Source organism: Amycolatopsis sp. NPDC005961, from assembly GCF_040629235.1.
Taxonomy (GTDB): domain Bacteria; phylum Actinomycetota; class Actinomycetes; order Mycobacteriales; family Pseudonocardiaceae; genus Amycolatopsis; species Amycolatopsis camponoti.
This window is the reverse complement of the sequence record NZ_JBEXVF010000072.1, coordinates 1-23,485: the sequence shown is the minus strand read 5'-3', so window position 1 is coordinate 23,485 and position 23,485 is coordinate 1. Positions and strand designations below refer to the sequence as shown.

Below are 23,485 nucleotides of genomic sequence, written 5' to 3'. Positions count from 1 at the left end.
CGGAGGAACCTTCCCGTGAGGGATGGGGGCCGGGCGCGTGCCCGGCCCCCATCGCGCTACAGCTGCCGTACCCGGATGTTGCGGAACTCGATCAGGTCGTTGTCACTGTGGTTCTGCAGCCCGATGAACCCGCTGACGAACTGCCGCAGGTCGGTCGGCGGGTCCCCGGCGCGCGAGGACTGCTGACCCGGCGTGTTGTCGAACTCGTTGATCACCACGCCGTTGCGGATCATCGTGTAGTGCTGCCCGACGACCTTGATCTCGTACTCGTTCCACGTTCCCTTCGGCCGCGCTCCCGCCTGGTCGAGCGGGCGCGGGTCGAAGTTGTAGACCGACCCGGTCTTCTGCGGCTCACCGGAGTCGCCGTCGTAGATCTGGATCTCGTGGCCGCAGTAGATCGCGACCCACGCCTGCGAGTCCCGCGCCGACCCGACCGTGCCGCAGCTGCCCGGCGGCCGCTGGGCCAGTGGCGTCCGCGGATCCGGGAACCGGACGAACACACCGCTGTTGGCCCGGTTCGCGTCCGGGGCGATGTCCTTGAACTGCACCTTCACCGAGAAGTCGGTGAACTGCCGCTGGGCGTACCAGAGCATGCCCAGCCCGCCGGCCGAGCGGATCGACCCGTCGGGCTGCAACGTGAACTGCCCGGATGGTGCCTGTTCCCAGCCGCGCAACGACGCCGCCGTGCCGTCGAAGATGGCGTCGTAGCCGGTGGTGCCCGGCTTCCCGATCGGCGACGCCTCGGCCGCCGCGTTCAGCTCGGCCACCTCGGCGTCGTTCAGCACCCCGAGGTCCGACAGCGTCTCGGTGGCCTGCTCGACGTGGTTGACGAAGGCCGCGTGCGTGCTCCACGTGCTTTCGTCGTCGATGAAGTCGTCCACCGAGCAGCCGCCGCCCGCGTTGCGGTTCGGCACCTTCGTGATCGCGTCGCCCAGTGTCACCACCGGCCCCGGATCGGCCACGAGACACCCGACGTTCACCGCGGTGCGCGTGGTCACCGCCTCACCGTTCGCGTAGGTCACGGTCAGCTTGGCCGTGAAGATCCCGGTCCGCGGGTAGGTGTGGCGCGGGTCCGCCTGGGTGGACACCGAGCCGTCGCCGAACTCCCAGCGGTAGGACACGCCGCCGGACTTCGAGCCGGTGAACGCCGCCGTCAGCGCCTTGTTCTGCACCAGTACCGACGACGCGGCCGGTGCCGGGGTCGGCGCACCGCCGGTGTAGCTGATCTTCAGCAGCTTCTGGTTGGCGTCCAGGGAGAAGAACCCGTTGCCGTAGTCCAGGACGTACAGCGCGCCGTCCGGCCCGAACTTGGCGTCCATCCAGCTCTGCACCTTGGTGTCACCCGAGCCGCCCGGGATGATCTGCCGGAACGTCTCGGCGAACACCGGCGGCTGGTGCGTCGGCACGCCCGCCGGGTCGACGGTCACCGCGACCCGGTTCTGGGAGTTGGACTCGTCGCCGATGAACCACTTGTTGTCCCAGTACGCCGGCCACGCGACGCCGCTGTTCGTGTTGACCAGCGAACGGTGGTAGGTCGGGCCCGACATGATCGCCTGGCCGCCGCCCCGCAGGTACGGCTGGGTGTAGGTGGCGTCCGCCGCGTTGTACGTCGGAATGGACGAGCCCGGCCGCTTCGGGAAGACCGGGCCGCCGCCGTCCGGCGAGTACCAGATCATGTTGTCCTTGATCGGCGGCAGGTTCACCAGGCCGGTGTTGCGCGGCGAGGTGTTCACCGGGTTGTCGCAGTCGTACCAGCCCGTCAGCTCCGCGGCGTTCGTGCTGCTGCGGTCGCGGTAGGGCTGCCGGTTGCCCATGCAGTACGGCCAGCCGTGGTTGCCCGCCTCGGTGATGATGGTCGCCGTCTCGTACTTCGCCGGGCCCAGCTCCGGGCTCGGCGAGGACGCGTCGGGGCCGACCCAGCCCGCGGTCATCCAGTCGTGCACCGGGTCGATCTGCAGCCGCGAGATGTTGCGGACGCCCATCACGTAGATCTCCGGGCGCGTCTTGTCCGCCGGCCCGTTCGGGAAGAGGTTGCCCGGCGGGATCGTGTACGTCCCGTTCGCCTCCGGGTGGATGCGCAGGATCTTGCCGTCCAGGTCGTTCGTGTTGCCCGCCGTGCGGCGCGCGTCCTGGAACGAGATGCCCTTGTAGTCGAGCGTCCAGTTGTTGCCCGAGTAGCCGTTCGAGCCGCCCGAGGAGTTGTTGTCCCCGGACCCGATGTAGAGGTTGCCGTCCTTGTCGAACGCCATGCCGCCGCCGGCGTGGCAGCAGCTGTGGATCTGCACGTCCCAGGACAGCAGGTCCTTGCGCGTGGCCTGGTCGAGCGTCTGCGCGGTGGCGTTGTAGGTGAACCGCGAGACCGTGCGCTTGCCGATCCGCTTGTCGCGGTCGATCGACTCGTGCGGCATCCAGTAGGCGTACATGTAGCCGTTCTCGGCGAACTTCGGGTCGAGCGTCAGGCCGAGCAGGCCTTCTTCGTTCTTGACGAGCTCGTCCCCGCTGCCCCGGTTGCCCATCACCCGCAACGTCGTGAGCAGCTTGACCTTCTTGGTGACCGGGTCCCACTGGTGGACCGTGCCGCAGCCGAGGCCGACGTTCGGGTCGTCCCAGCTGACGACCGGCCCGGTCGGGCAGGCCGCCTTGCCGATGTAGAACACCTTGCCGTCCGGGGCGATGGTGAGCCCGTGCGGCTCGCCGATCTGGTCGAGCTGCCCGGCCGCGTTCTTGCCGGTCAGCCGCTCGACCTTGTAGTTCGCGGCGATCCCGGCCTGGCAGTCGCCGCGCACCATGCCGGTCGTCCAGCGCAGGGCGCCGAGCAGGTGGCCGCGGAAGCGGTCCTCGCCGTAGGACGCCTCGGTGCGGCCCATGCCGGTGTAGAAGGAGCGGCCGCCTTCGTAGTCGCGGCACCACGAGATCGGGTGGAACGCGCCGTTCGCGCCGACACCCGGGTTGTAGCCCTTCTCCTCGACCTGCGCGACCGTGTGGACGGTGCCGACCGGGTTGGTCTCCCAGTTGAGCCACCGGTCGGTGCGCGTCCAGTTCTGCGGCAGCCCGGCGGTGGCCGGGTGCTGCGCGTCGAGGACGTCGACGACGGCCTGCTGCGGCGCCGGTTCGGGCGGCGGCGGGGTCGTCGAGGTGTCCTTGAACAGCTTGAGGTCGGCGAGCTGGATGAGCGGCTCGCCCGAGTTCGCGGTGATGTTCAGGCGGTAGTTCGGGTACACCGTCGTGTTGGCGAAGGTGAACGTCCGGGTCTGGAACCGGTCGGTGAACACCTCGTTGGTGCGCGTGTCCAGATCGGTCCAGGTGGTCCCGTCGGCCGAACCCTGCAGGGTCCAGTTCTTCGGGTCGCGGCCGGGGAAGTCGTTCGCCGACACCAGCGAGTAGCTGCTGACCGCGACCGGGGTGGCCATCTTGTAGGCCGCCCAGCCGGTCGTGGCGAACGTCAGCCACTTGGTGTTCTCGTTGTTGTCGGCCAGCTTCTCCTTGGTCTCGTTCGGCGGGTTCTCCGCGCTCGCGGTCACCGACGCCACGGCTTCCGGCGTCGGGCGGGCGCCGACCGGGCGCGCGCCGATCAGGCCGGTGAACCACTGGGACGAGTCCTGCGCGCGGGCCGCGTCGGAGATGCCGAGGAACCCGCCGCCGGCCTTCATGTAGGCCTGCAGCGCGGCTTCCTGCTCACGCGCGAGCGTCACGCCCTGCGCGGACAGGAACACCACGCCGCGGTACTTGGCGAGGTTCGCCGCGCTGAACACCGCGGGATCGGACGACGCCGTCACCGTGATGCCGTTGTCCTGGCCCAGCCGCGCGATGGCGTCCGCGGCACGCAGCACCGGGTCCTTCTGGTCGGCCGCGGCGCCGTGGAAGACCAGCACGTTCACCGCGACGTTCGCCGCCGGGGCCGCCTGGGCCACCGGCATCGTGATCAGCGGGGCCCCGGCCGCGAGGACCGCCCCGATGGCGAGCACGAGCGCCCCGCGCCTGCCGAACCATCGTCTTTTCATGGCTCCCCTCCTCATGCGTGTGTCCGGCCGTCGGGGTTCATGTCGTGCCCGGCGTGGCCGTGCTCCTTGAACCGGTCGATCGCTTCCTGCGCCCCGTCGGGCAGGCTGCCGTCGGCGTTGCGGACCAGGAACAGGCCCACCATCCCGCCGTCGGAGTGGCTCTGGACGTGGCAGTGGTACATCCACACCCCCGGCCCGACGCCCTCGCCGGCGATCACCTGGAAGCCGAACGAGCCGCCGGGGTCGAGGTTCTTGTTGTCGACGACCTGGGCGTTGTCGGCGGCGCCGCTCAACATCCCGGTGCGGGTGTCGGCCCAGCGGTGCGCGTGCAGGTGGAACGTGTGCGGCAGGCTGCCGTGGCCGATGCACACCCATTCGACGCGCTCGCCGAGCCGCGCTTCGAACATCGGGGTGTCCGGGGCCATCTTGTGGTTGATCATCATGTCGTTGAACACGACGGTGTACTGGCTGCTGGGCAGCAGGTCGCCGCGCTTGCGCACGATCAGCCCGCCGTAGAGCCCGCGGGCGAGGCCGCCGGTGCCGTGGTCGGTGCCCATCGCGTGGTCGTGGTAGTGCCAGTAGCCGGCGCTGCCCGGCATCCAGAACCCGCCACTGGCCTCGTACCGGTTCCGCGTCTTCCAGGTGTAGGTCCGGGTCTCGCCCGGCTTGTTGAACGACGCGTTGAGCGGGGCGCCGTCGGACCCGGTGTCGTAGTTGACGCCGTGCGGGTGGATCGACAGCCGCTGGTCGGTCCGGTTGACCAGTTCGATCTCGAGGGTGTCGGCCTCGTAGATCTCCAGCAGCGGCCCGGGAATCGTGGCTTTGCCCGGCTCCAGGCCGTAGCCGTAGAGACCGCCGGGAAGCGCTTCCGCGTAGATCGTGATCTTGCGGGTCAGACCCGCCGCCGACGCCGAATCGGCGCCTACGCCGATCGCGGGCACCAGCACCCCGGCGGCGGTTCCGGCCAGCATCGACCGACGTGACACTCGCATGTGCTTTCCCCCGGGAGTCAGAACCGAACGGTGCGGAGGTACTCGAAGCCGACCTTGGCGGTGCTCAGCGGGTCGGCCGGCTGGTCGTGCTCGACGATGTACTCGCCGATGGTGTGGCAGGACGCGGCGAAGATGCGCGGGAAGTTGATGACCCCCGCGCCGGGGTCGACCATCTGCCCGTCCGCGGTCCGGTCCTTGACGTGGTACTGGGTCACGCGCGGGTAGTTGCGGCGGAACAGCTCGACCGGGTCCGCGCCGCCGTTCACCGCCCAGAAGAGGTCGATTTCCAGGTGGACGTCACGCTTGTTCGTCTTCGCGGTGAGGACGTCGTACGGGAGGACGCCGTCGATCGGGTGGAACTCGTGGTCGTGGTTGTGGTAGCCGAGCTTGAGCCCGGCCTTCTTGAAGGTGACGGCCGCGGTGTTCATCCGGCCCGCGAAGGTCTCCCACTCGGCGATGGTGCCGAAGTTCGCGTACGGCACCACGACGGAGCGGTTGCCGAGGATCTTCGCGTCCGCGATGACCTGGTTCAGGTCGCCGTCGATGCCGACGTGCGTCGAGGAGGCCTTGAGGTGGCAACGGTCGAGGATGGCGCGGAACTCGGTGGCGCTGCGGCCGTAGGTGCCGGCCAGCTCGACCTTCCGGTAGCCGATGTCGGCCAGCGCGGACAGCGTGCCTTCGGGATCGTTCTGCAGGAGCGACCGCAGGGAGTAGAGCTGGATGCTGATCTTGTCGAGCGGGATCCGGCGCCGGGCCGTGGCGGCGTCCGCGGTACCGGGCAACGCGATGGCCGCCGCGCCCACCGTGAGGGCCGCTGTCGCCACGTTCAGGAATGTCCGTCGGGAGTGCTGCTCTGGCCTGTCACCGCACATGGAACTCCCTCATTTCTGGTTGCTGAAAGCCGCGTCGAAAGCCGCCGACGGCTGGTCGAACAGGTGCTCGCGCAGGTACTTCACCGCCTCTGCCGCGCCTCGGAGCCGGTCCATCCCGGCGTCTTCCCACTCCACCGAGATCGGGCCGGTGTAGCCGATCGAGTTCAGGGCCCGGAAGCAGTCCTCCCACGGGACGTCGCCGTGGCCGACGGACACGAAGTCCCAGCCGCGGCGGGGATCCGCCCACGCCAGGTGCGACCCGAGCCGGCCGTTGCGGCCGTCGAAGCGCTTTCTCGTGTCCTTGCAGTCGACGTGGTAGATCCGGTCGGCGAAGTCGAGGATGAACCCGACCGGGTCGAGGTCCTGCCAGACGAAGTGGGACGGGTCCCAGTTCAGCCCGAACGCGGGCCGGTGGTCCACGGCTTCGAGCGCGCGCTTGGTCGTCCAGTAGTCGTAGGCGATCTCGGACGGGTGGACCTCGTGCGCGAACCGGACGCCCACCTCGTCGAAGACGTCGAGGATCGGGTGCCAGCGACGGGCGAAGTCCGCGTAACCGTCATCGATGTCATCGCGCGTGACCGGCGGAAACATCGCCACGTACTTCCAGATCTTCGACCCGGTGAAGCCGATGACGGTGTCCACGCCGAGCTTCGCCGCCGCCCGCGCGGTGTCGGCCATCTCGGCCGCCGCCCGCTGCCGGACGCCCTCCGGTTCGCCGTCGCCCCAGATGCGGGACGGGAGGATCGCGCGGTGCCGGGCGTCGATCGGGTCGTCGCAGACGGCCTGGCCGACGAGGTGGTTCGAGATCGCCCACACCTTGAGCCCGTGCTCGGCCAGCAGCGCCAGCCTGCCGGGCACGTAGTCCTCTTCGGACAGTGCCCGGTCGACCTCGAAGTGATCGCCCGAGCAGGCGATTTCCAGGCCGTCGTAACCCCAGTCGGCGGCGAGCTTGCAGACCTCGGTGAACGGCAGGTCCGCCCACTGGCCGGTGAACAACGTGACCGGACGGCTCATCGGGTCTCCTCCACCGCGGTCCATTTCGCTTCCGCCGCCGCGCTCTGTTCGACGGCGTCGAGCACCCGCTGGACGCGCAGGCCGTCGTCGAAGCCCGGCGTGGGATCGGTGCCCGCGCCGATGGCCGCGAGGAGGTCGGCGACTTCGTGGGTGAACGTGTGCTCGTAGCCGAGGAGGTGGCCCGGCGGCCACCACACCCCGACGTACGGGTGCTCCGGCTCGGTGACGAGGATCCGCCGGAAGCCCGCTTCGGTGCCGGTGCCCTCGTACCACTGGAGCTCGTTCATCGACTCGAAGTCGAACGCCAGGCTCGCCTTCGACCCGTTGATCTCCAGCCGCATCGCGTTCTTGCGCCCGAGCGCGAACCGGGTCGCCTCGAAGCTCGCGACGGCTCCCCCGGACAGCCGGGCCAGGAACAACGCGGTGTCGTCGACCGTCACGTCGTCCGTGCCGCCGTTCTCCGACGGCCGCCGCTTCACGAAGGTGTTCGTCAGCGCCGAGACGCCCGTGATCACCTCGCCGGTGACGAACTGGGCGGCGTCGACGATGTGCGCGCCGAGGTCGCCCAGCGCACCCGAACCGGCGGATTCGCGCCGCAGCCGCCAGGTCATCGGCGCCTGGGGATCGGACAGCCAGTCCTGCAGGTAGACCGATCGCACGTGCCGGATCTCGCCGAGCGCCCCGCTCGCCACCAGGTTCCTGGCGTGCGCGAGCGCGGGCACCCGGCGGTAGTTGAAGGCGACCATGGCCCGGACCCCGCGGTCGCGGGCCTTCCGCGCCGCCTCGGCCATCGCCTCGGCTTCCGCGACCGAGTTGGCCAGTGGCTTCTCGCACAGCACGTGCTTCCCGGCCTCCAGCGCGGCGATCGCGATTTCGGCGTGGCTGTCCCCCGGCGTGCAGACGTCGACCAGGTCGACGTCGTCCCGGGCGATCAGCTTCCGCCAGTCGGTCTCGACGGCGTCCCAGCCGAACTTTTCCGCCGCTGCCTTGGCCCGGGTCTCGTCGCGCCCGGCGAGGACGGCGAGTCTCGGCACCAGCGGTGGATCGAAGAACCGGTGGACGCTGCGCCAGGCGTGCGAATGCACCGCACCCATGAACGCGTGGCCCACCATCCCGATCCCGATCGTTTCCCGTGCCGGGCTCATACCCCTCCTTGGTGCTGTGCCTGCGGATACCGGGTCAGGAGTCGAAGCCGACGTCGAGGTACTGGTCGACGTTCTCCTTCGTCACGACCGCGGAGTACGTCGTGATCTCGGCCGGGATGTCGTGCTCGGCCAGGTCGCCGATCCCCTTGCCCTGCCCGAGCAGGCGGGCGAGGGCGACGGCGGTCGAGGCCATCGACGGGCTGTAGAGCACGGTCGCCTTGATCGGCGAAGCGTCGGCCTTGATCAGGTTCATCATGTTCTTCGAGCCGGCGCCGCCGACCATGATGAACTCCTTGCGGCCCGCGGTGTCGATCGCCGCGTTGACGCCGATGCCCTGGTCGTCGTCGTGGTTCCACAGTGCGTCCAGCTTGGGCGCGCCCTGCAGGAGGTTCGCGGTCTGTTGCTCACCCGACTCCGACGTGAACTGCGCCGAGACGCGCGGGCCGACCTTGAACCCGGCCCGTCCGAGCGCGTCCGCGAAGCCCTTGCTGCGTTCCTGGGTCAGCGGCAGCGAATCGATCCCGGCGACCTCGCCGATGACCGGGTTCGCGACGTTCTTCTTCTTGAGCTCCGCGGCGATGTAGTTGCCCGCGTTGACGCCCATCCGGTAGTTGTCGCCGCCGATCCACGTTCTATACGCGAGCGGGGTGTCGAAGACGCGGTCCAGGTTGATCACCGGGATGCCGGCGTCCATCGCCTGCTGCCCGACCGAGGTGAGCGCCTTGCCGTCGAAGGGCAGGATCACCAGGACGTCGACCTTGGCGTTGATCAGCGTCTCCACCTGGGAGATCTGCTGGTTGACGTCGTTGGTGCCCTCGGTGGCGTTGAACTTCACCTCGCTGAACTTCTGCGCCTGCGCCTTGGCGTTCTTGGTGATCGCCGCGATCCAGCCGTGGTCGGCGGCCGGCGCGGAGAAGCCGATCGTGACCGGCTTGCCCGGCTGGGCGTTGTTCCCCGCGTTGGCGACCGGAGCGTTGGACTCCGACGCCGCCGGCGTGTTCGACGTGCAGCCGGCCAGCAGCGCGCCGGCGCCGACGGCGGCCCCGCCCAGCAGGAATCCCCGGCGGCCGAGGAAAGGTTGTTCGGTCATGACGGCCTCCATCGGTGTTGCGGTGGTGACTGTGGTGTCTACGGGGCGGTCCTGGCTTTCCTGGCCCGGAACTGCAAGAGCACGGCGAGCACGATGATCACGCCCTTGGCGATGTTCTGGATGTCGGTGTCCAGGTTGTTGAGCGTGAAGAGGTTGGACAGCACCGTGAAGATCAGCACGCCGATGAGGGTGCCGATCAGCGAGCCGCGGCCGCCGGTGAGCAGCGTGCCGCCGATGACGACCGCAGCGATGGCGTCGAGCTCGTAGAACATGCCGTTCGTGGAGGCGCCCGCCGTCGTCCGCGCGACGACCATGAGCGCGGCGATCCCGCAGCACAGCCCGGCCACGCCGTAGACGAGCGCGAGGTGGCGCTTGACGTTGATGCCGGCCAGCCGCGAAGCCTCGATGTTGCCGCCGACCGCGTAGGTCCGGCGGCCGAAGGTGGTGCGGTTGAGCACCACCCAGCCGACCGCGAACACCAGCGCGAACAGCCAGATCAGCACCGGGATGCCGAGCAGGGCACCGCGGAAGAAGGCGAGGAAGTCCTGGTCGGCGACCACCTGCGTGCGGCGGCCGCTGATCCGCTCGGCCAGCCCGCGCGCCGAGACGTACATCGCGAGCGTCGCGATGAACGGCACGACCTTGCCGTAGGAGACGAGCACGCCGTTGACCAGCCCGCAGCCGAGGCCGACGGCGAGCCCGCAGAGGATCATCACCCACGGCCCGTAGGACTGGGTGGCCAGCGTCGTCAGCCAGACGCTCGAGAGCGCGACGATCGAGCCGACGGACAGGTCGATGCCGCCGCTGATGATCACGAACGTCATCCCGACGCTGACCACGCCGATCGCCGCGGCCAGCCGCAGGATCGTGGAGATGTTGCTTTCGGTGAAGAACAGCTCGGGCCGGGTGAACTGGCCGACCAGGCACAGGACGACGAGCACCCCGGCCAGGCCGAGCAGCCGCGGGTCGGCCCGGAAGGCGAACCGCTTCCGTTCGACGGGAAGCGCTTCCTGTGGCGGTGCTTGGGTTTCGGTCATGCCGCGCTCCCCTCCAGAATCACGTCGAGCACTTCGGCCTCGGTCAGGCCGGCGGACGGCCGGTCGGCGAGGACCCGGCCCTCGCGCAGCACCAGCACCCGGTCGGACAGCCCGAGCACCTCGGGGATCTCGCTGGACACCAGCACGATCGCCACGCCGGTCGCCGCCAGCTCGTCGATCAGCCGGTACAGCTCGGCGCGGGCGCCGACGTCGACCCCGCGCGTCGGCTCGTCGAGCAGCAGCACCCTGCACCCGCGCACCAGCCACCGCGCGAGCACCGCCTTCTGCTGGTTCCCACCGGAAAGCGTGCGGACGATCCGGCGAGGGTCGGCGGGCCGGAGGTCGAGGCTCCGCAGGCTGGCGCCGGCGTCGTCGAGTTCCTTGCCGCGCTCGGTGAAGCCGAACTTCGCGTAGCGGGCGAGGCTGGCCAGCGTCACGTTGTGGACCACCGGCAGGTCCAGCAGGAGCCCCTGGCTCTTGCGTTCCTCCGGGGCCAGCCCGACGCCCGCCTTGACGGCGGCGAGCACGCTGCCGGAACGCAGGGGTTTCCCCTGCGCGGCAACGGTTCCGCTGTCGGCCTTGCGCGCGCCGAAGATCGTCTCCAGCAGCTCGCTTCGGCCGGAGCCGACCAGCCCGGCGATGCCGACGACCTCTCCCGCGTGCACGGTGAAGCTCACGTCCTCGAACTCACCGGCCCGGGTCAGCCCCTCGACTTCGAGTGCCTGCCGGGTCCGGTCGGCGTGCCCGTCGTGGCGTGGCCCGAAGACGGTCTCGACCTTGCGCCCGGCCATCAGCGCGACGAGGTCCGCGGTCGGCGTCGCGGCGGCGTCCAGGCCGGTGCCGACGGTCCGGCCGTCCTTGAGCACGGTCACCCGGTGCCCGATCCGGCGCAGTTCTTCGAGCCGGTGCGAGATGTAGACGACCGCGACGCCGTCGGCGGTCAGCTCGCCGACGATGCGGAAGAGGTTGTCGACCTCCTCGCCGGCCAGCGCGGCGGTGGGCTCGTCCATCACGAGCAGCCGGGCGTCGTGCGCCAGCGCGCGGGCCATCGACACGAGCTGCTGGCCGGCGGCGGAGAGCTTGCCGACCTCGTGCCACGGCCGGATGCCCGGGTGGCCGAGCCGGGCCATCAGGCGGGCGGCCTCGTCGCGGGCCTGCGAGATCCGGGTGAAGCCGAAACGGGCGCGTTCGTGGCCGAGGAAGATGTTGTCCGCCACCGAAAGCCCGGGCACGAGGTCGAGCTCCTGGTACATGGTGGCGACGCCCAGGCGCAGCGCGTCGACCGGCGAACCGAGCGACACGGTCTCGCCCTGCCAGGTGATCTCCCCCGTGTCGGGCTGGTGCGCCCCGGCGAGGACCTTGATCAGCGTCGACTTCCCCGCGCCGTTCTGCCCGAGCAGGCAGTGCACCTCGCCGGGTTCGACGTCGAGGTCGACGCCGTCGAGCGCGCGCACCCCCGGGAAGGTCTTCACGATGCCGCGGACGGAAAGCAGGCTCATACCGAGGCCTCCTCGACGAGCGTCGGGTTCGCGAACAGCCGCTCGGCGGCCAGGTGCGCGGCCCCCCGGAGCGGGGCCCCGAGGCCGAGCCGGGACGGCACCACCCGGGCGTGGCCGAGCGGCCGGACGGCGAGCTCGACGCGGATCGGCTCCACCAGCCAGTCCGCGAGCTCGGCGAAGTAGCCGCCGAGGACGACGACGTCCGGGTCGAGCACGTCGACCACCGTGGACAGGGCGATGCCGAGGGCGACGCCGAGGTCGTGGACCGCGGTGGCCGCGCGCCGGTCCCCTTGCCGGACGCGGTGCTTCAGCTGGGCGACCCGGCCTTCGACGCCGAGGGCGGGATCGTGCAGCGGATCGCCCGGGGGTGCCGCCGCCCGCAGGACGGCCGCCAGGTTCGCCTTCGTTTCGAGGCAGCCGGTCCGGCCGCACGAGCAGCGTTCGCCGGACGGGTCGACGGCGATGTGCCCGACCTCGCCCGCGAACCCGCGCGCGCCGCGGAGGATGGTGCCACCGGAGACGAGCCCACCGCCGACCGCGGTACCGCCGCCGAGGTAGAACAGGTCGCCGGCGCCGGCGGCCGTCTCGGCGAGCGCGCCGAGGTTGGCGTCGTTGTCCACGGCGATGGCGTCGGCCGGGAGGTTCAGCCGCGCCGCCATCAGGCCGGCGATCTCGGCATCGCGCCAGCGCAGGGCCGGGGCCAGCCGCAGCACCGCCGCGGCCGAGTCGACCAGCCCGGGCACCGAGATCGCGACCCCGACCGGCGGGCCGGGCAGCACCCGGTGGGCGAGGTCGGCGAGCTCGTCCATGCCTCTCTGAAGCCCGAGCGCGGCGACGTCGACGGTCTCCGCCCGCTCGGCCAGCACCCGGCCGGAGAGGTCGGTGACCAGCGCCGAGAGCCGATCGGCCTCGATGCCCAGAGCCAGTGCGTACGCGTCTTCGCCGTGCAGTTCGACCAGCCGGCTCGGCCGTCCGTTGCCGGGCCGGATGCCGGCCGGCCGGACCAGGCCGCGTCCGGCCAGCTCGGTGAGCAGACCGGGAACCGCCGACTTCGCGATCCCGCAGCGGGCCGCGAGCTGCGTGCGCGAGAGCGGGCCGGCGCGCAGCGCCCGCAGGACCGCGGCCAGGTTCGCCGTACGGGGGCTCGCCGGGTCGACGCGCCTCGTTCCGGTGATGGCCACGGTGCCTCTCACTTCTGCTGCGCCCTGCACGGACTTTGTCTCTCAGCCAGCGAAAGTAGGGTGGCGCGCATCACTCGTCAAGGTGATGTAGTCGCGTTACGTCCGGTTTTCACCCGGATAGACGTGCGAAACCGGACAGACTTTCGGTTTGGCGATGCAAAAGTCTGTCCGATTCCGACATTACGAGGGGAAGTTGTCCGGCGACCGAGGGTGAGAGCGTGGCGCGGGGTCAGCTGCTGAGCGTGAAGGCCCGGTCCGTCGCGGACCAGGCGGCCCCGATCACGCCGGCTGTCTCGCCCAGCTCGGACAGCACGATCGGGAGGTTGCCGGTGGCCAGGGGCAGCGAACGGCGGTAGACCGCGCCGCGTACCTCGGCGAGGAGCTGGTGCCCGAGCTGGGCCACGCCGCCGCCGATCACGACCATGCCCGGGTTGAGGAAGCTCACCAGCGAAGCCACGACCTGGCCGAGCCGGCGACCGCCGTCGCGGATGAGGTTGACCGCGCCGAAGTCGCCCGCCGCGGCCGCGCGGCCGACGTCGCGGGCGGTGACCGCGCCGCGTTCGGTGGCCACCTCGGCGAGGTGGGCCGAGCGGCCGCTGCGGGCCAGGGCCAGCCCGTCGCGGGCCAGCGCGGCACCGCCGAAGTAGGCCTCCAGGCAGCCGACCTCACCGCACGCGCAGGTCGGGCCGAAGTCGTCGAGGCGGATGTGCCCGATGTCGCCCGCCGTGCCGGCGACCCCGCGGTACACCTTGCCGCCGAGCACGATGCCGCAGCCGATCCCGGTGCCGATCTTGACGAACATCAGGTCGTCGGTCGACCGCGCGACACCCGCGTGCCGCTCCCCCAGCGCCATCGCGTTGACGTCGTTGTCCACCGCGACCGGGCAGCCCCAGAGCCCGCCCAGGTGGTCCCGCACGTTGAACCGGTCCCAGCCCGGCATGATCGGCGGCGCGACCGCCATCCCCTCGGCGAAGCTGACCGGCCCCGGCAGCCCGATGCCCGCCGCGATCAGCCGGCCGGGCGCCTCGTCCCGGATCTTCGCCGCCAGCTCGGCGACCCGCCGCAGCACGGGGTGCGGCCCCTGCCGGACGTCGCAGTCCTCGACGGCGTGCGCGAGCACCTCACACGATGCGTCGGTGACCGCCACGCCGACCGACGTCGCGCCGACGTCCACCGAGAGCACCCGCAGGTCGCCCGCGAGCCGGACCAGCGTCGAACGCCGCCCGCCGCGGCTGGCCGACGGCCCGGCGGTCTCGACGAGCCCGACCTCCGCGAGCCGGGTCACCTCGGCTCCGACCCGGGCCCGCGGCAGCTCCAGCCGCTCCCCCAGCTCGACCCGTGACATCGGGCCCTCGTCCCGCAGCAGGGTGAGCAGCCGGGTCTGGTGCCGGGTTTCGACCATCGAGTGCTCCGTGCCGGATGCCGCGCTCATTCGCTTCAGCCTACTGCGTGGGTCGTCCGGCCCCGGGGAGCGCCGCTGGTCGCGGCCGTGGTGCCGAGGAGCGGTCGACGACTGTCGACGGATTGTCGACGGCCCGTGCCAGCGTGACACCCAGGGCGGCTCCCGCCACTCCGGCAGCCGCGGCGTCGCGCGGCCGTCCTCGTCGACGAGCGGAAGCGGCCCCGGCAGGCCGGCCGGGGAACCGGAGGAGGAGACGATGGGCTCGTCGCAACGGGAACCAGCGGAACGGCAACGCGCGACGGAAGCCGCGAAACCGGAGCGCGCGCCGCGAAGGGCGCCCGCGCCGGATCACCCGGGTGCTCTGCGCAGGGCCGTGGGCAACGCCGCGGTCGCCGCTGTGCACGACGGTGGGACGCCGTTGCCGGACGACGTCCGCCGGACCATGGAGCAGTCGTTCGCCGGCGTGGCGGACGGCATCTCCGCCGGAACGGGCGCGGCGAGGATCAGCGAGCCCGGCGACGCCGGGGAGCGGGAGGCGGCCGCCGTCGCGAACCACGTCACGTCGGCCCCGGGCGGGCCCGGCCCGGGGCCGGACTTCGGCCCGGTCCGGATCCACACCGGGCCGGCCGCCGACGCGGCGGCCCGGTCGATGTCCGCGGCGGCGTACACGGTCGGTGACGACATCGCGTTCGCGGCGGGCCGGTACCAGCCCGGCACCCCGGCCGGCCGCGCCCTCGTCGCGCACGAGCTCGCCCACGTCGTCCAGCAGCGACGTCAGGGCGCGCTCGCCATCCAGCGCGCCCCGAACGGCGACCCGCCGGAAGCTCCGCCGGCGCCTCCGGTGCTGGGCGGGCACCCCGGTACCACCGGCACCGTGCGGCTCTACCACTACGGCGACCTCGAAAACCGGGAAACGTTCAGCTCCCCACCCGGCTACCCGCGCCTGACGGACTACGACCAGGGCGTCTCCCAGCAGGACGCGGCGGACCACACCGGTGCTCCGGTCACCGCGAACCTCCGCTACAAGTACGAACTCACGATCGACCAGCAGTACTTCGAAAAGAACTTCCGTGACATGGGAACACGAAAGAGCTACTCCGAATTCGGCACCCTCGAGAAGATCCCCGTGCGCTACTTCCGGCGCGTCGCCACGCTGACCGTGAGCGGATCCGGTGGCGGCGGCGGTCCGATAGCCGGTGGGCAGGCGCCGCCGGGAGCCGGCGCGGGGGGTGGCGGGCAGACGTCGCTCGCCAAGCGAGCGGGCGCCGGAGCGGCGCTGGTGATCCTCGGCGCGAGCGTGGCCCTGAACTCGCTCATCGAGCGGGGCAACGCCCGGCGGATCCAGGAGCAGTTCGCGGCGAGGGAACCGGAACTGGCCAAGGAACAGCAGGAGAACCCGACCCTGGGCTTCCTCGTGGCGCTCCGGTTCAGCGGCGGCGGCGCCGGGCTCGAGGGCACCACGGCGAGCGCGAGGTTCGAAAGTTTGAGCTGGCAGCGCGGCTACACCAGGTCGGAGACGGAAGCGCGGTGGAACAGCACGCCGAGGTTCGGCGAATCCACGTACGAGTTCGTGTGGATCGACCCTCTCGTCACGCCCTCGCCGTCGGTGGTCGCGACACCCTTCGAGAAGGTCGCGCTCGCGCGGTTCGCCGACATCAGCCGGATCGGCTTCCAGAAGGTGCAGTTCAAGGAGTGGGGCGGCTTCGACACCAACGGTGTCAACGGGCCGATCGACGCCACCAAATGGAGACGAACCGACGCTCGCTCGTATCGGTTCCTCGTGCTCCGGATGCCGCCGCGGATCACCATCCGCAACGTCGTCGGCCGGCCGGCCACGAAGGACGTGCGGTCCGTGGACGTCCAGGTGGCCGGGGGAAGCGTGCCTGCCGTCGATCTCGGCGACGCGACCGCCGTGGCCGTCTGGCCGGCCGAGGCGGCCACCGAGGAGCTCTTCGCGCACACCGATCGCGTCAGCGACAAGGAAGGCAAGCTCAGCCCGGTCGTGAACATCGACCGCGTCCGCTGGCTGAGGCCGGCGCAGGTGCAGGTCGTGACCTGGCTCTGAAGGACGGCCGCTCGGCCGGGGTCAGCGGCCGGCCCGCGTTGTCCACCGGCGTCCCCGGCGACGAGCGCGCCACCGACACCGGCGCCGTCCACGACGTTGCCGGCCGGTGCGGGTACCTGCCCCTGGCGATCCGGCCGGCGGCGGCGCGGCTGCGCGCCCGGCCGTCGTGGACGGTGCGGTACCTCGCCGAGCGCCTGTGCGGGCGCGGCTCGCCGTCGGCACCCGACCAGCGTCCGCCGATCAGCCTCGGCCCGGCAGCGGCCGTGTCCTTCCCGGCGATTCCGACCTGATCCGCGGCGGCGCCGGATTTGCCCGGGAAATCCTTTTGCGAGAAGTGTTTCGCACCGTTTCGAACCCTTGCACCGCAGTGGACTGGACCATTCGCACGTGCACGGTTGACACGGCCGAGAACCCGGCCATACCCTCCCCACATCCCCATTCGCACTCCCGCATCCCCCTTCTCTCCCGGAAATACAACGTTGTAAAAATCCGCGCAGGCCGCCGCCTGCGGCTTCGAGAGTGAGGTTCCCGTGCCCCGCGGTCGAAAAATCCTCGCCACCCTCACCACGGCCCTGCTCGTCCTCGTGACGATGCTCGGCCTGAGCACCGCCTCCCAGGCCGCCGGCTCCCTGCCGTGCGACATCTACGGCTCCGCCGGCACCCAGTGCGTCGCCGCGCACAGCACCACCCGTGCCCTCTATTCGGCCTACGCCGGCAACCTCTACCGCGTGCAGCGCGCTTCCGACCGCGCCGAAACGAACATCGGCCTGCTCGCCACCGGCGGGTACGCCGATGCCGCCGCGCAGGACTCCTTCTGCGCCGGGACGACGTGCACCATCACGGTGATCTACGACCAGTCCCCCCGCCACAACGACCTCACGGTCGAAGGCCCGGGCACCGCGGGCGGGCAGGACGTCGCCGCGATCGCGTCCGCGCTGCCGGTCACCGCGGGCGGGCACAAGGTCTACGGCGTCTACGTCTCCCCCGGCACCGGGTACCGGCACTACGTCGGCGCGGGTGTCGCGGTCAACGGCCAGCCCGAAGGCATGTACATGGTCGCCAGCGGCACGCACGTCAACGGTGGCTGCTGCTTCGACTACGGCAACGTCGAGGCGCAGATCGCCGACACCGGCAACGGTCACATGGACGCCGTCAACCTCGGCACCACCTGCTACTTCCCGCCGTGCACCGGGATCGGGCCGTGGGTGGCGGGCGACCTCGAAAACGGGCTGTTCCAAGGGAACCGCTCCAACACTGCCAACCGCGGCAACGCGACGCCGTTCGTCACGGCGCTGCTGAAGAACAACGGCCAGACCACGTTCGCGCTCAAGGGCGGCAACTCCCAGAGCGGCGGCCTGACCACCTGGTACAACGGCGCGCTGCCCTCGGGCGGGTACACGCCGATGCACCAGGAGGGCTCGATCGTGCTCGGCACCGGCGGCGACAACAGCAACGCGTCCATCGGCTCGTTCTTCGAGGGCGTGATGACCGCCGGCTACCCGACCGACGCGGCGGACGACGCCGTCCAGGCCAATGTGGTCTCCGTCGGGTATTCCGGGTCGACCGGCACACCGCCTTACGCGGCCACGGTTTCCGGCCCCGGCGGCAAGTGCCTCGACGTCGCGGGCGACGACACCGGTGGCAACGGCACCGCCGTGCAGCTGTGGGACTGCCAGGCGAACGCCTCCGACCAGCACTGGGCGCACAACGCGGACTCGTCACTGTCCACTTTGGGCAGGTGCCTCGACGTCGTGGGCAACGGCACGGCGGGCGGCGCGCTGCTGGAACTGTGGGACTGCAACGGCGTGGGCGGCCAGAAGTGGGTGCAGCAGGCCGACGGCTCGCTGCGCAACCCGCAGTCCGGCCGCTGCGTGGACTCGCCGAACGGCGCCACCGCCAACGGCACCCGGCTGCAGATCTGGGACTGCAACAGCTCGGCGGCGCAGAAGTTTTCGGTCACCGGCGGCGGCCCGATCACCGGCCCGGGCGGCAAGTGCGTCGACGTGGCCGGCGACGACCACGGCGTGAACGGGACGGCCGTGCAGCTGTGGGACTGCCAGTCGTTCGCGGTGGACCAGCACTGGTTCCACCTGTCCGGCGGCGCGCTGCGGACGCTGGGCCGGTGCCTGGACATCGTCGGCAACGGCACGGCGAACGGCGCCCAGGTCGAGCTGTGGGACTGCAACGGCGTCGGCGGCCAGGGGTGGACCCAGCAAGCCGACGGCTCGCTGCGCAACCCCCAGTCCGGCCGCTGCCTCGACTCGCCGAACGGCGCGACGGGCAACGGGACGCGGCTGCAGATCTGGGACTGCAACAGCTCGGCGGCCCAGAAGTTCGCCCTGCTCTGATCCGGGGTCGTGAGTGGGAAACAGGGCCAGAACCCTGTTTCCCACTCACGACACCCCCAGTCACCCCGCGCGGGGATCCGCCAGATCGTGGTGGTCGGGAGCCGGCGCCGTACCCCGCACCAGCTCGGCCCGGCCCTTGATGCGCAGCTTCCGGTACGCGCTCGTCAAGTGCTTCTCCACCGCTCGCGTCGTCACCCCCAGCTCGGCCGCGATGTCGCGGTTCCGGCCGCCGCGGGCCACGCGCTCCACGATGCGCTGCTCGGTCGTCGTCAACGCCGGGTCGCCCGCGAACGCGCGGCCGGGCGGGTTCTCGCCCGGCGCCGGGTCGGGGAGGTCGCACAGCAAGCGCAGCCGGCGGCCGCGGCGGAGGTGGTCGTCCGCGTCGGGGACGCCGGGGCGCCTGCCCAGGGCGATCAGCGACTTGGCCAGTTCCAGCCGGTCCCCCGACGTCGCCAGTGCCGCCACCGACTCGTGCAGCAGCCGGATCCCCGGTGGCCCGGCCGCCAGTGCCGCCCGGGCCCGCAACGCCCGGCCGAGCGCCGCCGGGGCGCCCCAGCGCTGCGCGTGCTCGTACTCCCGCTCGACCAGCTCCGCGGCGGGCCCGCGCCGGCCGGCGCGGCTGTGCAGGGTCGCGGCCAGCAGGCGCCACGGGTACCACGCCACGTTCGTCCGCCCGGCCCGGCTCACCTGACGGCCGTAGTCCTCGACGTACTCGATCGCCGTGGGCAGGTCCCCGGCCGTCACCGCCACCGCGCCGTGCACCATCGACAGCTCCCACGGTGCCAGCCGCGCGTCGGCGGCGGCTTGGCGGGCCCGCAGCGCCAGTTCGTCGTCCCGCAGCTCGATCGCCAGGCGCGCCAGCAGGACGACGCAGTCGGTGACCACCGCGGACCAGTCCGGCGCGGCGTGGTCGAGCGCCTCGAGCGCGCGGTCCCTGGCCCGCACCGGGCTGCCCGTCGCCGCCCACAGCTTCGCCTGGTTCGTCCACGCCTGCAGCGCCGCCAGCCCGGGCTCGTCCGCGCCGGGCTGGGCGGCCGCCAGCAGCCACGACTCCAGGCCTTCGGTGGCGTCGGCGGCCACCAGCACCGCGGTCACCAGCGGCAGCACGGTGAACATCTGCGCGGGACCGCCGGGTTCCCGGCCGAGGACCCGGTGGGCGAGGTCGGCGGCCGCCCGCCGCGGCACCGTCTCGGCTTGCGTGGCCGCGTGCAGCAGGGCGACCACCAGCTCGCGCTGCCCCGGCCCCGCCGGTGCCGGGTCCGGGCCGAGCCGGCGCAGCCGGTCCGCCGCCGCCGTGAACGTGCTCGCGTTGTCCTGCCCGTGCAACCAAAGCCGCGCTTCCAGCCGCGCCCGGAGGTCCTCCTCGCCGCCGTTCGCGGCCAGTTCGACGAGCGTGCCGCGCAGCAGCTCGGTTTCCTCGCGGCTGCGCGCGGTCGCGAGGGCGGGGACCCGGCAGAGCAGGTCCGCCCGCTCGGCCGCGGTCCGCAGCAGGGGAAGCGCTTGCTGGAGGTGCCGGGTGGTGGCGCCGGGGTCGCGTCCGCGTTCGGCCGCGACGAGGTCCGCGAGCAGCACGCCGCGCTCGGACGTCGTGTACAGCAGGGCGTGCCGCAGGTACCGGGCCGCCTGCTCGGCCTCGCCCCGGTCGGCCGCGGCGGCGGCCGCGCCCCGCAGCACCTCGGTCCCCCACGGCGCCGGTTCGGCGGTCGTCGCGAGCAGCTCCCGGGCGATGCGCTCCAGGGGCGCGCCGTCGGTGTAGAGCACCTCGGCCGCGCGCAGCCGCAGCTCGTCCTGTTCGGACACGGTCATGGTGCCCGCGACGGCTTCGGCGATCCGGGCTCCGGCGAACCGGACCCCGTCCGCGGCCAGCAAACCCAGGCGTCGCAACGCTCCGGCGGCCTCTTCGAGGTCCGCCGGGTCCAGCCCGCTCAGCCGCCCGAGGGCCGCGGCGTCGCCGGGCTCGCCGAACGACGTCAGCGCCCGCGCCAGCTCCGCCACCCGGGACGGCTGGGCGCGCAGGCAGCGGGCGATGTGGTGGGACGGGCCGGTCGGCCGCAGCGCCAGCACCTCGGCGAGCTGCCCGTCGGCCGGGCGGAGGTCCTCGGCGAGCATCGCGTCCGCCAGCGCCCCCAGGAACATCGGGCTGCCGCCGGTGACCTCGCGGCACGCCGTGGCGAGACGGTCGCCGGCCGGCTCACCGCAGTGGCGTTCGAGGAACGCCCGCGTCCCCGCCGGGGACAGCGGCCCGGGCTGCAGGACCACGGCCGCCGCGCGCACCAGGTCGCCGACCACCGGGCGGTCGGCACCGGCGTCGCCGTCGAGCACGGTCGCCACGACCACCAGCGGCATCGCCCGCAGCCGGTTGACGAGGTGGGCCAGCCAGCCCAGCGACTCGGCGTCGGACCACTGCAGGTCGTCCACGAGCAGCGCCACCGGCCGGTCCGCGGCGACTTCGGCGACCAGCACCCACAACCGGTGCAGGAGAGCGTGCCGTCCCACCGCGAGAGCCGCCGCCTCGGGCGGGCTGACCAGGCTCAGCTCGGCCGGCAGGTCCCGGCCCTCGGCCACCAGCGGTTCCAGCAGCTGCCGGGCCACCCCGTGCGGGAAGCGGCGTTCGGTCGGGGCGGCGGACGCGCGCAGCACGCGCGTCCCCTTCTTCCCGGCGAGCCCGGCCGCGGCGTGCAGGAGCGCCGAGCGGCCGCAGCCGAGCCGTCCGCCGATCACCGCCAGCGAGCCGGTTCCCCGGCCGCCGGCGTCCAGCAGGTCGGCCAGCACCGCCAGCTCGGCGTCGCGCTCGATCAGCATGGCGTCCCGAACTCCCCGTCCTCCAACGCGAACAACGCCCGCAGCTCGGCGCGCCCGGCGACGCCGAAGTGCCGGTAGATCCGGGTGAGCCGCACCTCGACCGCCCGCTTGCCGACCGCCAGCCGCCGCGCGATCTCCGCGTTCGGCAGCCCCTGCACCACCATGTCGACGACCTGCGCCGAGGTCTCCGACAGGGCCTGCCGCTTGCGATCCGCGCGCTGGGCCGAGCCCGCCGGGCGGGGCTGCGCGGCCAGCCGGGCCGTCAGCTCGCGCACCCGCGCCGACTGGGCGTCGAGCCGGTAGGCCTTCGCCAGGCGCCCGGCTTCGTGCAGCAGGCCGGACACCCCGGCCGGCTGGCCGGCGTCGAGCTGCGCCTCGGCGAGCCGGAGCACCGCGGTGACGTACCAGATCCGCTCCGGCGAGTCCCGCAGCGCTTCGACCGCGCGGGTGAGCCGGAACGACGCGCTCCCCGCGGGCAGGGCGATGCCCGCGAACAGGTGGGTCAGCCCGGTCGCGGTCCGGGTTCCCCACGCCCTGGCCAGCTCCCACTCGGCCGTGACCAGTTCTTCGGCGGCTTCCGGGTGGCCCAGGTCGCGCTGGGCGACGCCGGCGAGCGACCGCCAGGGCACCAGCGCCGGGTTGACCCACCCCCGGCTCAGCAGGATCCGGCCGCACTCCTGGAAGTGGTGCAGCGCGGCCCGCGGGCGCTGCCCGGTCCAGTCGAGCAGGCCGCGGGCGAACAGCAGCTGCGTGTCCAGGTGGTGGCGGCCCCGGCGGGCCGCGGTCCCGCGCGTCGGGGTCGCGGCCGCCCGCTCCGCCGCGTCGCGGTCGCCGCGGGCCAGGCCGAGCAGGATCTGCAGGCCCAGCCAGGCCCGGGCCATCGGCGGCGGCCACCGGGTGAGCGGGTAGCCCTCGACCGCGGCCTCGGCGTCGGCTTCGGCGGCCGGGACGCGCCCGCGGCGCAGGCTCAGCCGGCCGCGGGTGAGCAGGGCCAGCGCGGCCGCGGCCCGCGATCCCCGGCGGCGCGCGTCGGCGAGCACGCCGTCGAGGGCCTCCGCCGCTTCCAGGGGGTCGTCGGTGGCCATGAGCGTCCACGCGGCGGCGATCCTCGGCGCGTAGAGGCGGGTGTCGCCCCGGACCGGCGAAAGCGCGATCCTGGCCAGCTTCCGCGCCCGCCGCGGGTCCGTGCCCCGGGTCGCGGTGAGCCAGGCCGCGGCGCCCGCGCGGTCGGGGTCGAGGCGGTCCTCGGCGTAGGCCGCCGGCGGGATCCCGAGTGCCGGGACCCCGTCCGGCGAATCGGTGGCGAGCCAGTGCAACGCGGCCAGGGAGCCGAGATCCGGCGTCGCGGTCCCCGGGGCGAGCCCGTTCAGCAGCCCGGCCGCCCGTTCCGGGGCACAGCGCGTGACGAGCAGGTCCGCCGCGGCCAGCCGTTCGCCCAGCAGCGGGCCGGCGGTCGGCGTCAACGCCGCGCGGGCGAGCCGCACCTCCCCGGTGTGCGGGGCCGCGCCGTCGGCGGCCGCCAGCTCCAGCGTGAGCTGCGCCCGGGTGGTGTCCGCGAGCGGTTCGAGGAGCGCGCGACGGTAGTACGGGGCCGCTTCCCCGGCCTGGCCGGCGACGCTCCTCGCCGCGGCGAGGAGGGCGTCGAGCGCCCACCGGGTCCCGGCCGGGCCGGCGCCGAGCAGCAGCCGGGCGACGTCCTCCTCCGGCAAGGCGCACCGGTGCGCGAGTTCCGCGGCGGCTCCGTAGAGCTCGGCCCGGTCGGCGCGGGTCATGCCGGCCAGGACCCAGGTCGCGATCCCCGGGTCGGCGCACCGCCCGCGGCCCGGCACGAGCCCGATCCCGACGAGCACGCGCCAGGCCCGTGCGGGCGGCAGCGTCTGACGGCCCGCGAGCGGGCCGAGCTGTTCCGGGGTGAGCACGTGCCCGGCGACGACGAACGCGCGCAGCAGCCGTCGCAGGTCGTCGGGCAGCCGGCCGAGCAACCCGAGCATCCGAGGGCGGCATGGTCCTGGGACCGGTGCTCCGCGGCGGGACGCC

General features: G+C 72.5%; 15 protein-coding genes. 3 read left to right on the top strand and 12 right to left on the bottom strand.

From position 1 onward, the window contains the following. Nucleotides 1-56: 56 nt before the first annotated feature. The 10 genes from ABZ342_RS40385 to ABZ342_RS40340 all read right to left on the bottom strand — a co-directional run bounded on the left by ABZ342_RS40385 (nucleotide 57) and on the right by ABZ342_RS40340 (nucleotide 14,263). Complete coding sequence (locus tag ABZ342_RS40385) at nucleotides 57-4,016, bottom strand: ThuA domain-containing protein (RefSeq protein WP_360484873.1); 3,960 nt, start codon at nucleotides 4,014-4,016, stop codon at nucleotides 57-59. Beyond that, the gene (locus tag ABZ342_RS40380; RefSeq protein ID WP_360484870.1) at nucleotides 4,013-4,993 is read right to left on the bottom strand and encodes a multicopper oxidase domain-containing protein; all 981 of its coding nucleotides are present in this window, start codon (nucleotides 4,991-4,993) and stop codon (nucleotides 4,013-4,015) included. The genes ABZ342_RS40385 and ABZ342_RS40380 overlap by 4 nt, the downstream gene beginning before the upstream one ends. Before the next feature lie 17 nt (nucleotides 4,994-5,010). Continuing rightward, complete coding sequence (locus ABZ342_RS40375; protein WP_360484867.1) at nucleotides 5,011-5,865, bottom strand: TIM barrel protein; 855 nt, start codon at nucleotides 5,863-5,865, stop codon at nucleotides 5,011-5,013. Between the two features lie 9 nt (nucleotides 5,866-5,874). Next, nucleotides 5,875-6,879 carry a sugar phosphate isomerase/epimerase family protein gene (locus ABZ342_RS40370; protein WP_360484864.1) on the bottom strand — a complete coding sequence of 335 codons (1,005 nt, stop codon included), beginning with the start codon at nucleotides 6,877-6,879 and terminating at the stop codon, nucleotides 5,875-5,877. Then, nucleotides 6,876-8,024, bottom strand: coding sequence for a Gfo/Idh/MocA family oxidoreductase (locus tag ABZ342_RS40365; protein WP_155547017.1), 1,149 nt, complete (start codon nucleotides 8,022-8,024; stop codon nucleotides 6,876-6,878). The genes ABZ342_RS40370 and ABZ342_RS40365 overlap by 4 nt, the downstream gene beginning before the upstream one ends. Before the next feature lie 34 nt (nucleotides 8,025-8,058). Next, nucleotides 8,059-9,114, bottom strand: coding sequence for a substrate-binding domain-containing protein (locus ABZ342_RS40360; RefSeq protein WP_360484861.1), 1,056 nt, complete (start codon nucleotides 9,112-9,114; stop codon nucleotides 8,059-8,061). A 38-nt stretch (nucleotides 9,115-9,152) separates the two neighbouring features. Beyond that, nucleotides 9,153-10,151, bottom strand: a complete 999-nt coding sequence (locus tag ABZ342_RS40355; RefSeq protein WP_360484858.1) for an ABC transporter permease — start codon at nucleotides 10,149-10,151, stop codon at nucleotides 9,153-9,155. Beyond that, nucleotides 10,148-11,650: a sugar ABC transporter ATP-binding protein gene (locus tag ABZ342_RS40350; RefSeq protein WP_360484855.1), complete on the bottom strand. Its 1,503-nt coding sequence runs from the start codon at nucleotides 11,648-11,650 to the stop codon at nucleotides 10,148-10,150. The genes ABZ342_RS40355 and ABZ342_RS40350 overlap by 4 nt, the downstream gene beginning before the upstream one ends. Continuing rightward, nucleotides 11,647-12,831 carry an ROK family protein gene (locus ABZ342_RS40345; protein WP_360484852.1) on the bottom strand — a complete coding sequence of 395 codons (1,185 nt, stop codon included), beginning with the start codon at nucleotides 12,829-12,831 and terminating at the stop codon, nucleotides 11,647-11,649. Before ABZ342_RS40345 ends, ABZ342_RS40350 begins: the two co-directional genes overlap by 4 nt. A gap of 229 nt (nucleotides 12,832-13,060) precedes the next feature. After that, a complete protein-coding gene (locus ABZ342_RS40340; RefSeq protein ID WP_360484849.1) occupies nucleotides 13,061-14,263 on the bottom strand; it encodes an ROK family transcriptional regulator in 1,203 nt (400 codons plus the stop codon). A gap of 343 nt (nucleotides 14,264-14,606) precedes the next feature. On the opposite strand from ABZ342_RS40340, the gene ABZ342_RS40335 reads away from it, so the two are divergent. The 3 genes from ABZ342_RS40335 to ABZ342_RS40325 all read left to right on the top strand — a co-directional run bounded on the left by ABZ342_RS40335 (nucleotide 14,607) and on the right by ABZ342_RS40325 (nucleotide 18,646). After that, nucleotides 14,607-16,298: a DUF4157 domain-containing protein gene (locus tag ABZ342_RS40335; protein ID WP_360484846.1), complete on the top strand. Its 1,692-nt coding sequence runs from the start codon at nucleotides 14,607-14,609 to the stop codon at nucleotides 16,296-16,298. A 38-nt stretch (nucleotides 16,299-16,336) separates the two neighbouring features. Beyond that, complete coding sequence (locus ABZ342_RS40330) at nucleotides 16,337-16,588, top strand: hypothetical protein (RefSeq protein WP_360484922.1); 252 nt, start codon at nucleotides 16,337-16,339, stop codon at nucleotides 16,586-16,588. Between the two features lie 240 nt (nucleotides 16,589-16,828). Next, entirely contained in the window at nucleotides 16,829-18,646 is a 1,818-nt protein-coding gene (locus tag ABZ342_RS40325) for an arabinofuranosidase catalytic domain-containing protein (RefSeq protein ID WP_360484843.1), read from the top strand. A gap of 60 nt (nucleotides 18,647-18,706) precedes the next feature. Here ABZ342_RS40325 and ABZ342_RS40320 read toward each other — a convergent pair whose 3' ends face one another. Then, on the bottom strand, nucleotides 18,707-21,448 hold the full coding sequence (locus tag ABZ342_RS40320; RefSeq protein ID WP_360484840.1) for a LuxR family transcriptional regulator: 2,742 nt from the start codon (nucleotides 21,446-21,448) through the stop codon (nucleotides 18,707-18,709). Next, entirely contained in the window at nucleotides 21,442-23,439 is a 1,998-nt protein-coding gene (locus tag ABZ342_RS40315; protein ID WP_360484837.1) for a LuxR C-terminal-related transcriptional regulator, read from the bottom strand. Before ABZ342_RS40315 ends, ABZ342_RS40320 begins: the two co-directional genes overlap by 7 nt. Nucleotides 23,440-23,485: the final 46 nt, after the last annotated feature.

Coding starts and splice junctions, on each gene's coding strand:
- ABZ342_RS40350 (WP_360484855.1), bottom strand. CDS start 11,650: ATGAGCCTGCTTTCCGTCCGCGGCATCGTGAAGACCTTCCCGGGGGTG.
- ABZ342_RS40355 (WP_360484858.1), bottom strand. CDS start 10,151: ATGACCGAAACCCAAGCACCGCCACAGGAAGCGCTTCCCGTCGAACGG.
- ABZ342_RS40375 (WP_360484867.1), bottom strand. CDS start 5,865: ATGTGCGGTGACAGGCCAGAGCAGCACTCCCGACGGACATTCCTGAAC.
- ABZ342_RS40320 (WP_360484840.1), bottom strand. CDS start 21,448: ATGCTGATCGAGCGCGACGCCGAGCTGGCGGTGCTGGCCGACCTGCTG.
- ABZ342_RS40360 (WP_360484861.1), bottom strand. CDS start 9,114: ATGACCGAACAACCTTTCCTCGGCCGCCGGGGATTCCTGCTGGGCGGG.
- ABZ342_RS40385 (WP_360484873.1), bottom strand. CDS start 4,016: ATGAGGAGGGGAGCCATGAAAAGACGATGGTTCGGCAGGCGCGGGGCG.
- ABZ342_RS40365 (WP_155547017.1), bottom strand. CDS start 8,024: ATGAGCCCGGCACGGGAAACGATCGGGATCGGGATGGTGGGCCACGCG.
- ABZ342_RS40370 (WP_360484864.1), bottom strand. CDS start 6,879: ATGAGCCGTCCGGTCACGTTGTTCACCGGCCAGTGGGCGGACCTGCCG.
- ABZ342_RS40380 (WP_360484870.1), bottom strand. CDS start 4,993: ATGCGAGTGTCACGTCGGTCGATGCTGGCCGGAACCGCCGCCGGGGTG.
- ABZ342_RS40340 (WP_360484849.1), bottom strand. CDS start 14,263: ATGAGCGCGGCATCCGGCACGGAGCACTCGATGGTCGAAACCCGGCAC.
- ABZ342_RS40315 (WP_360484837.1), bottom strand. CDS start 23,439: ATGCTCGGGTTGCTCGGCCGGCTGCCCGACGACCTGCGACGGCTGCTG.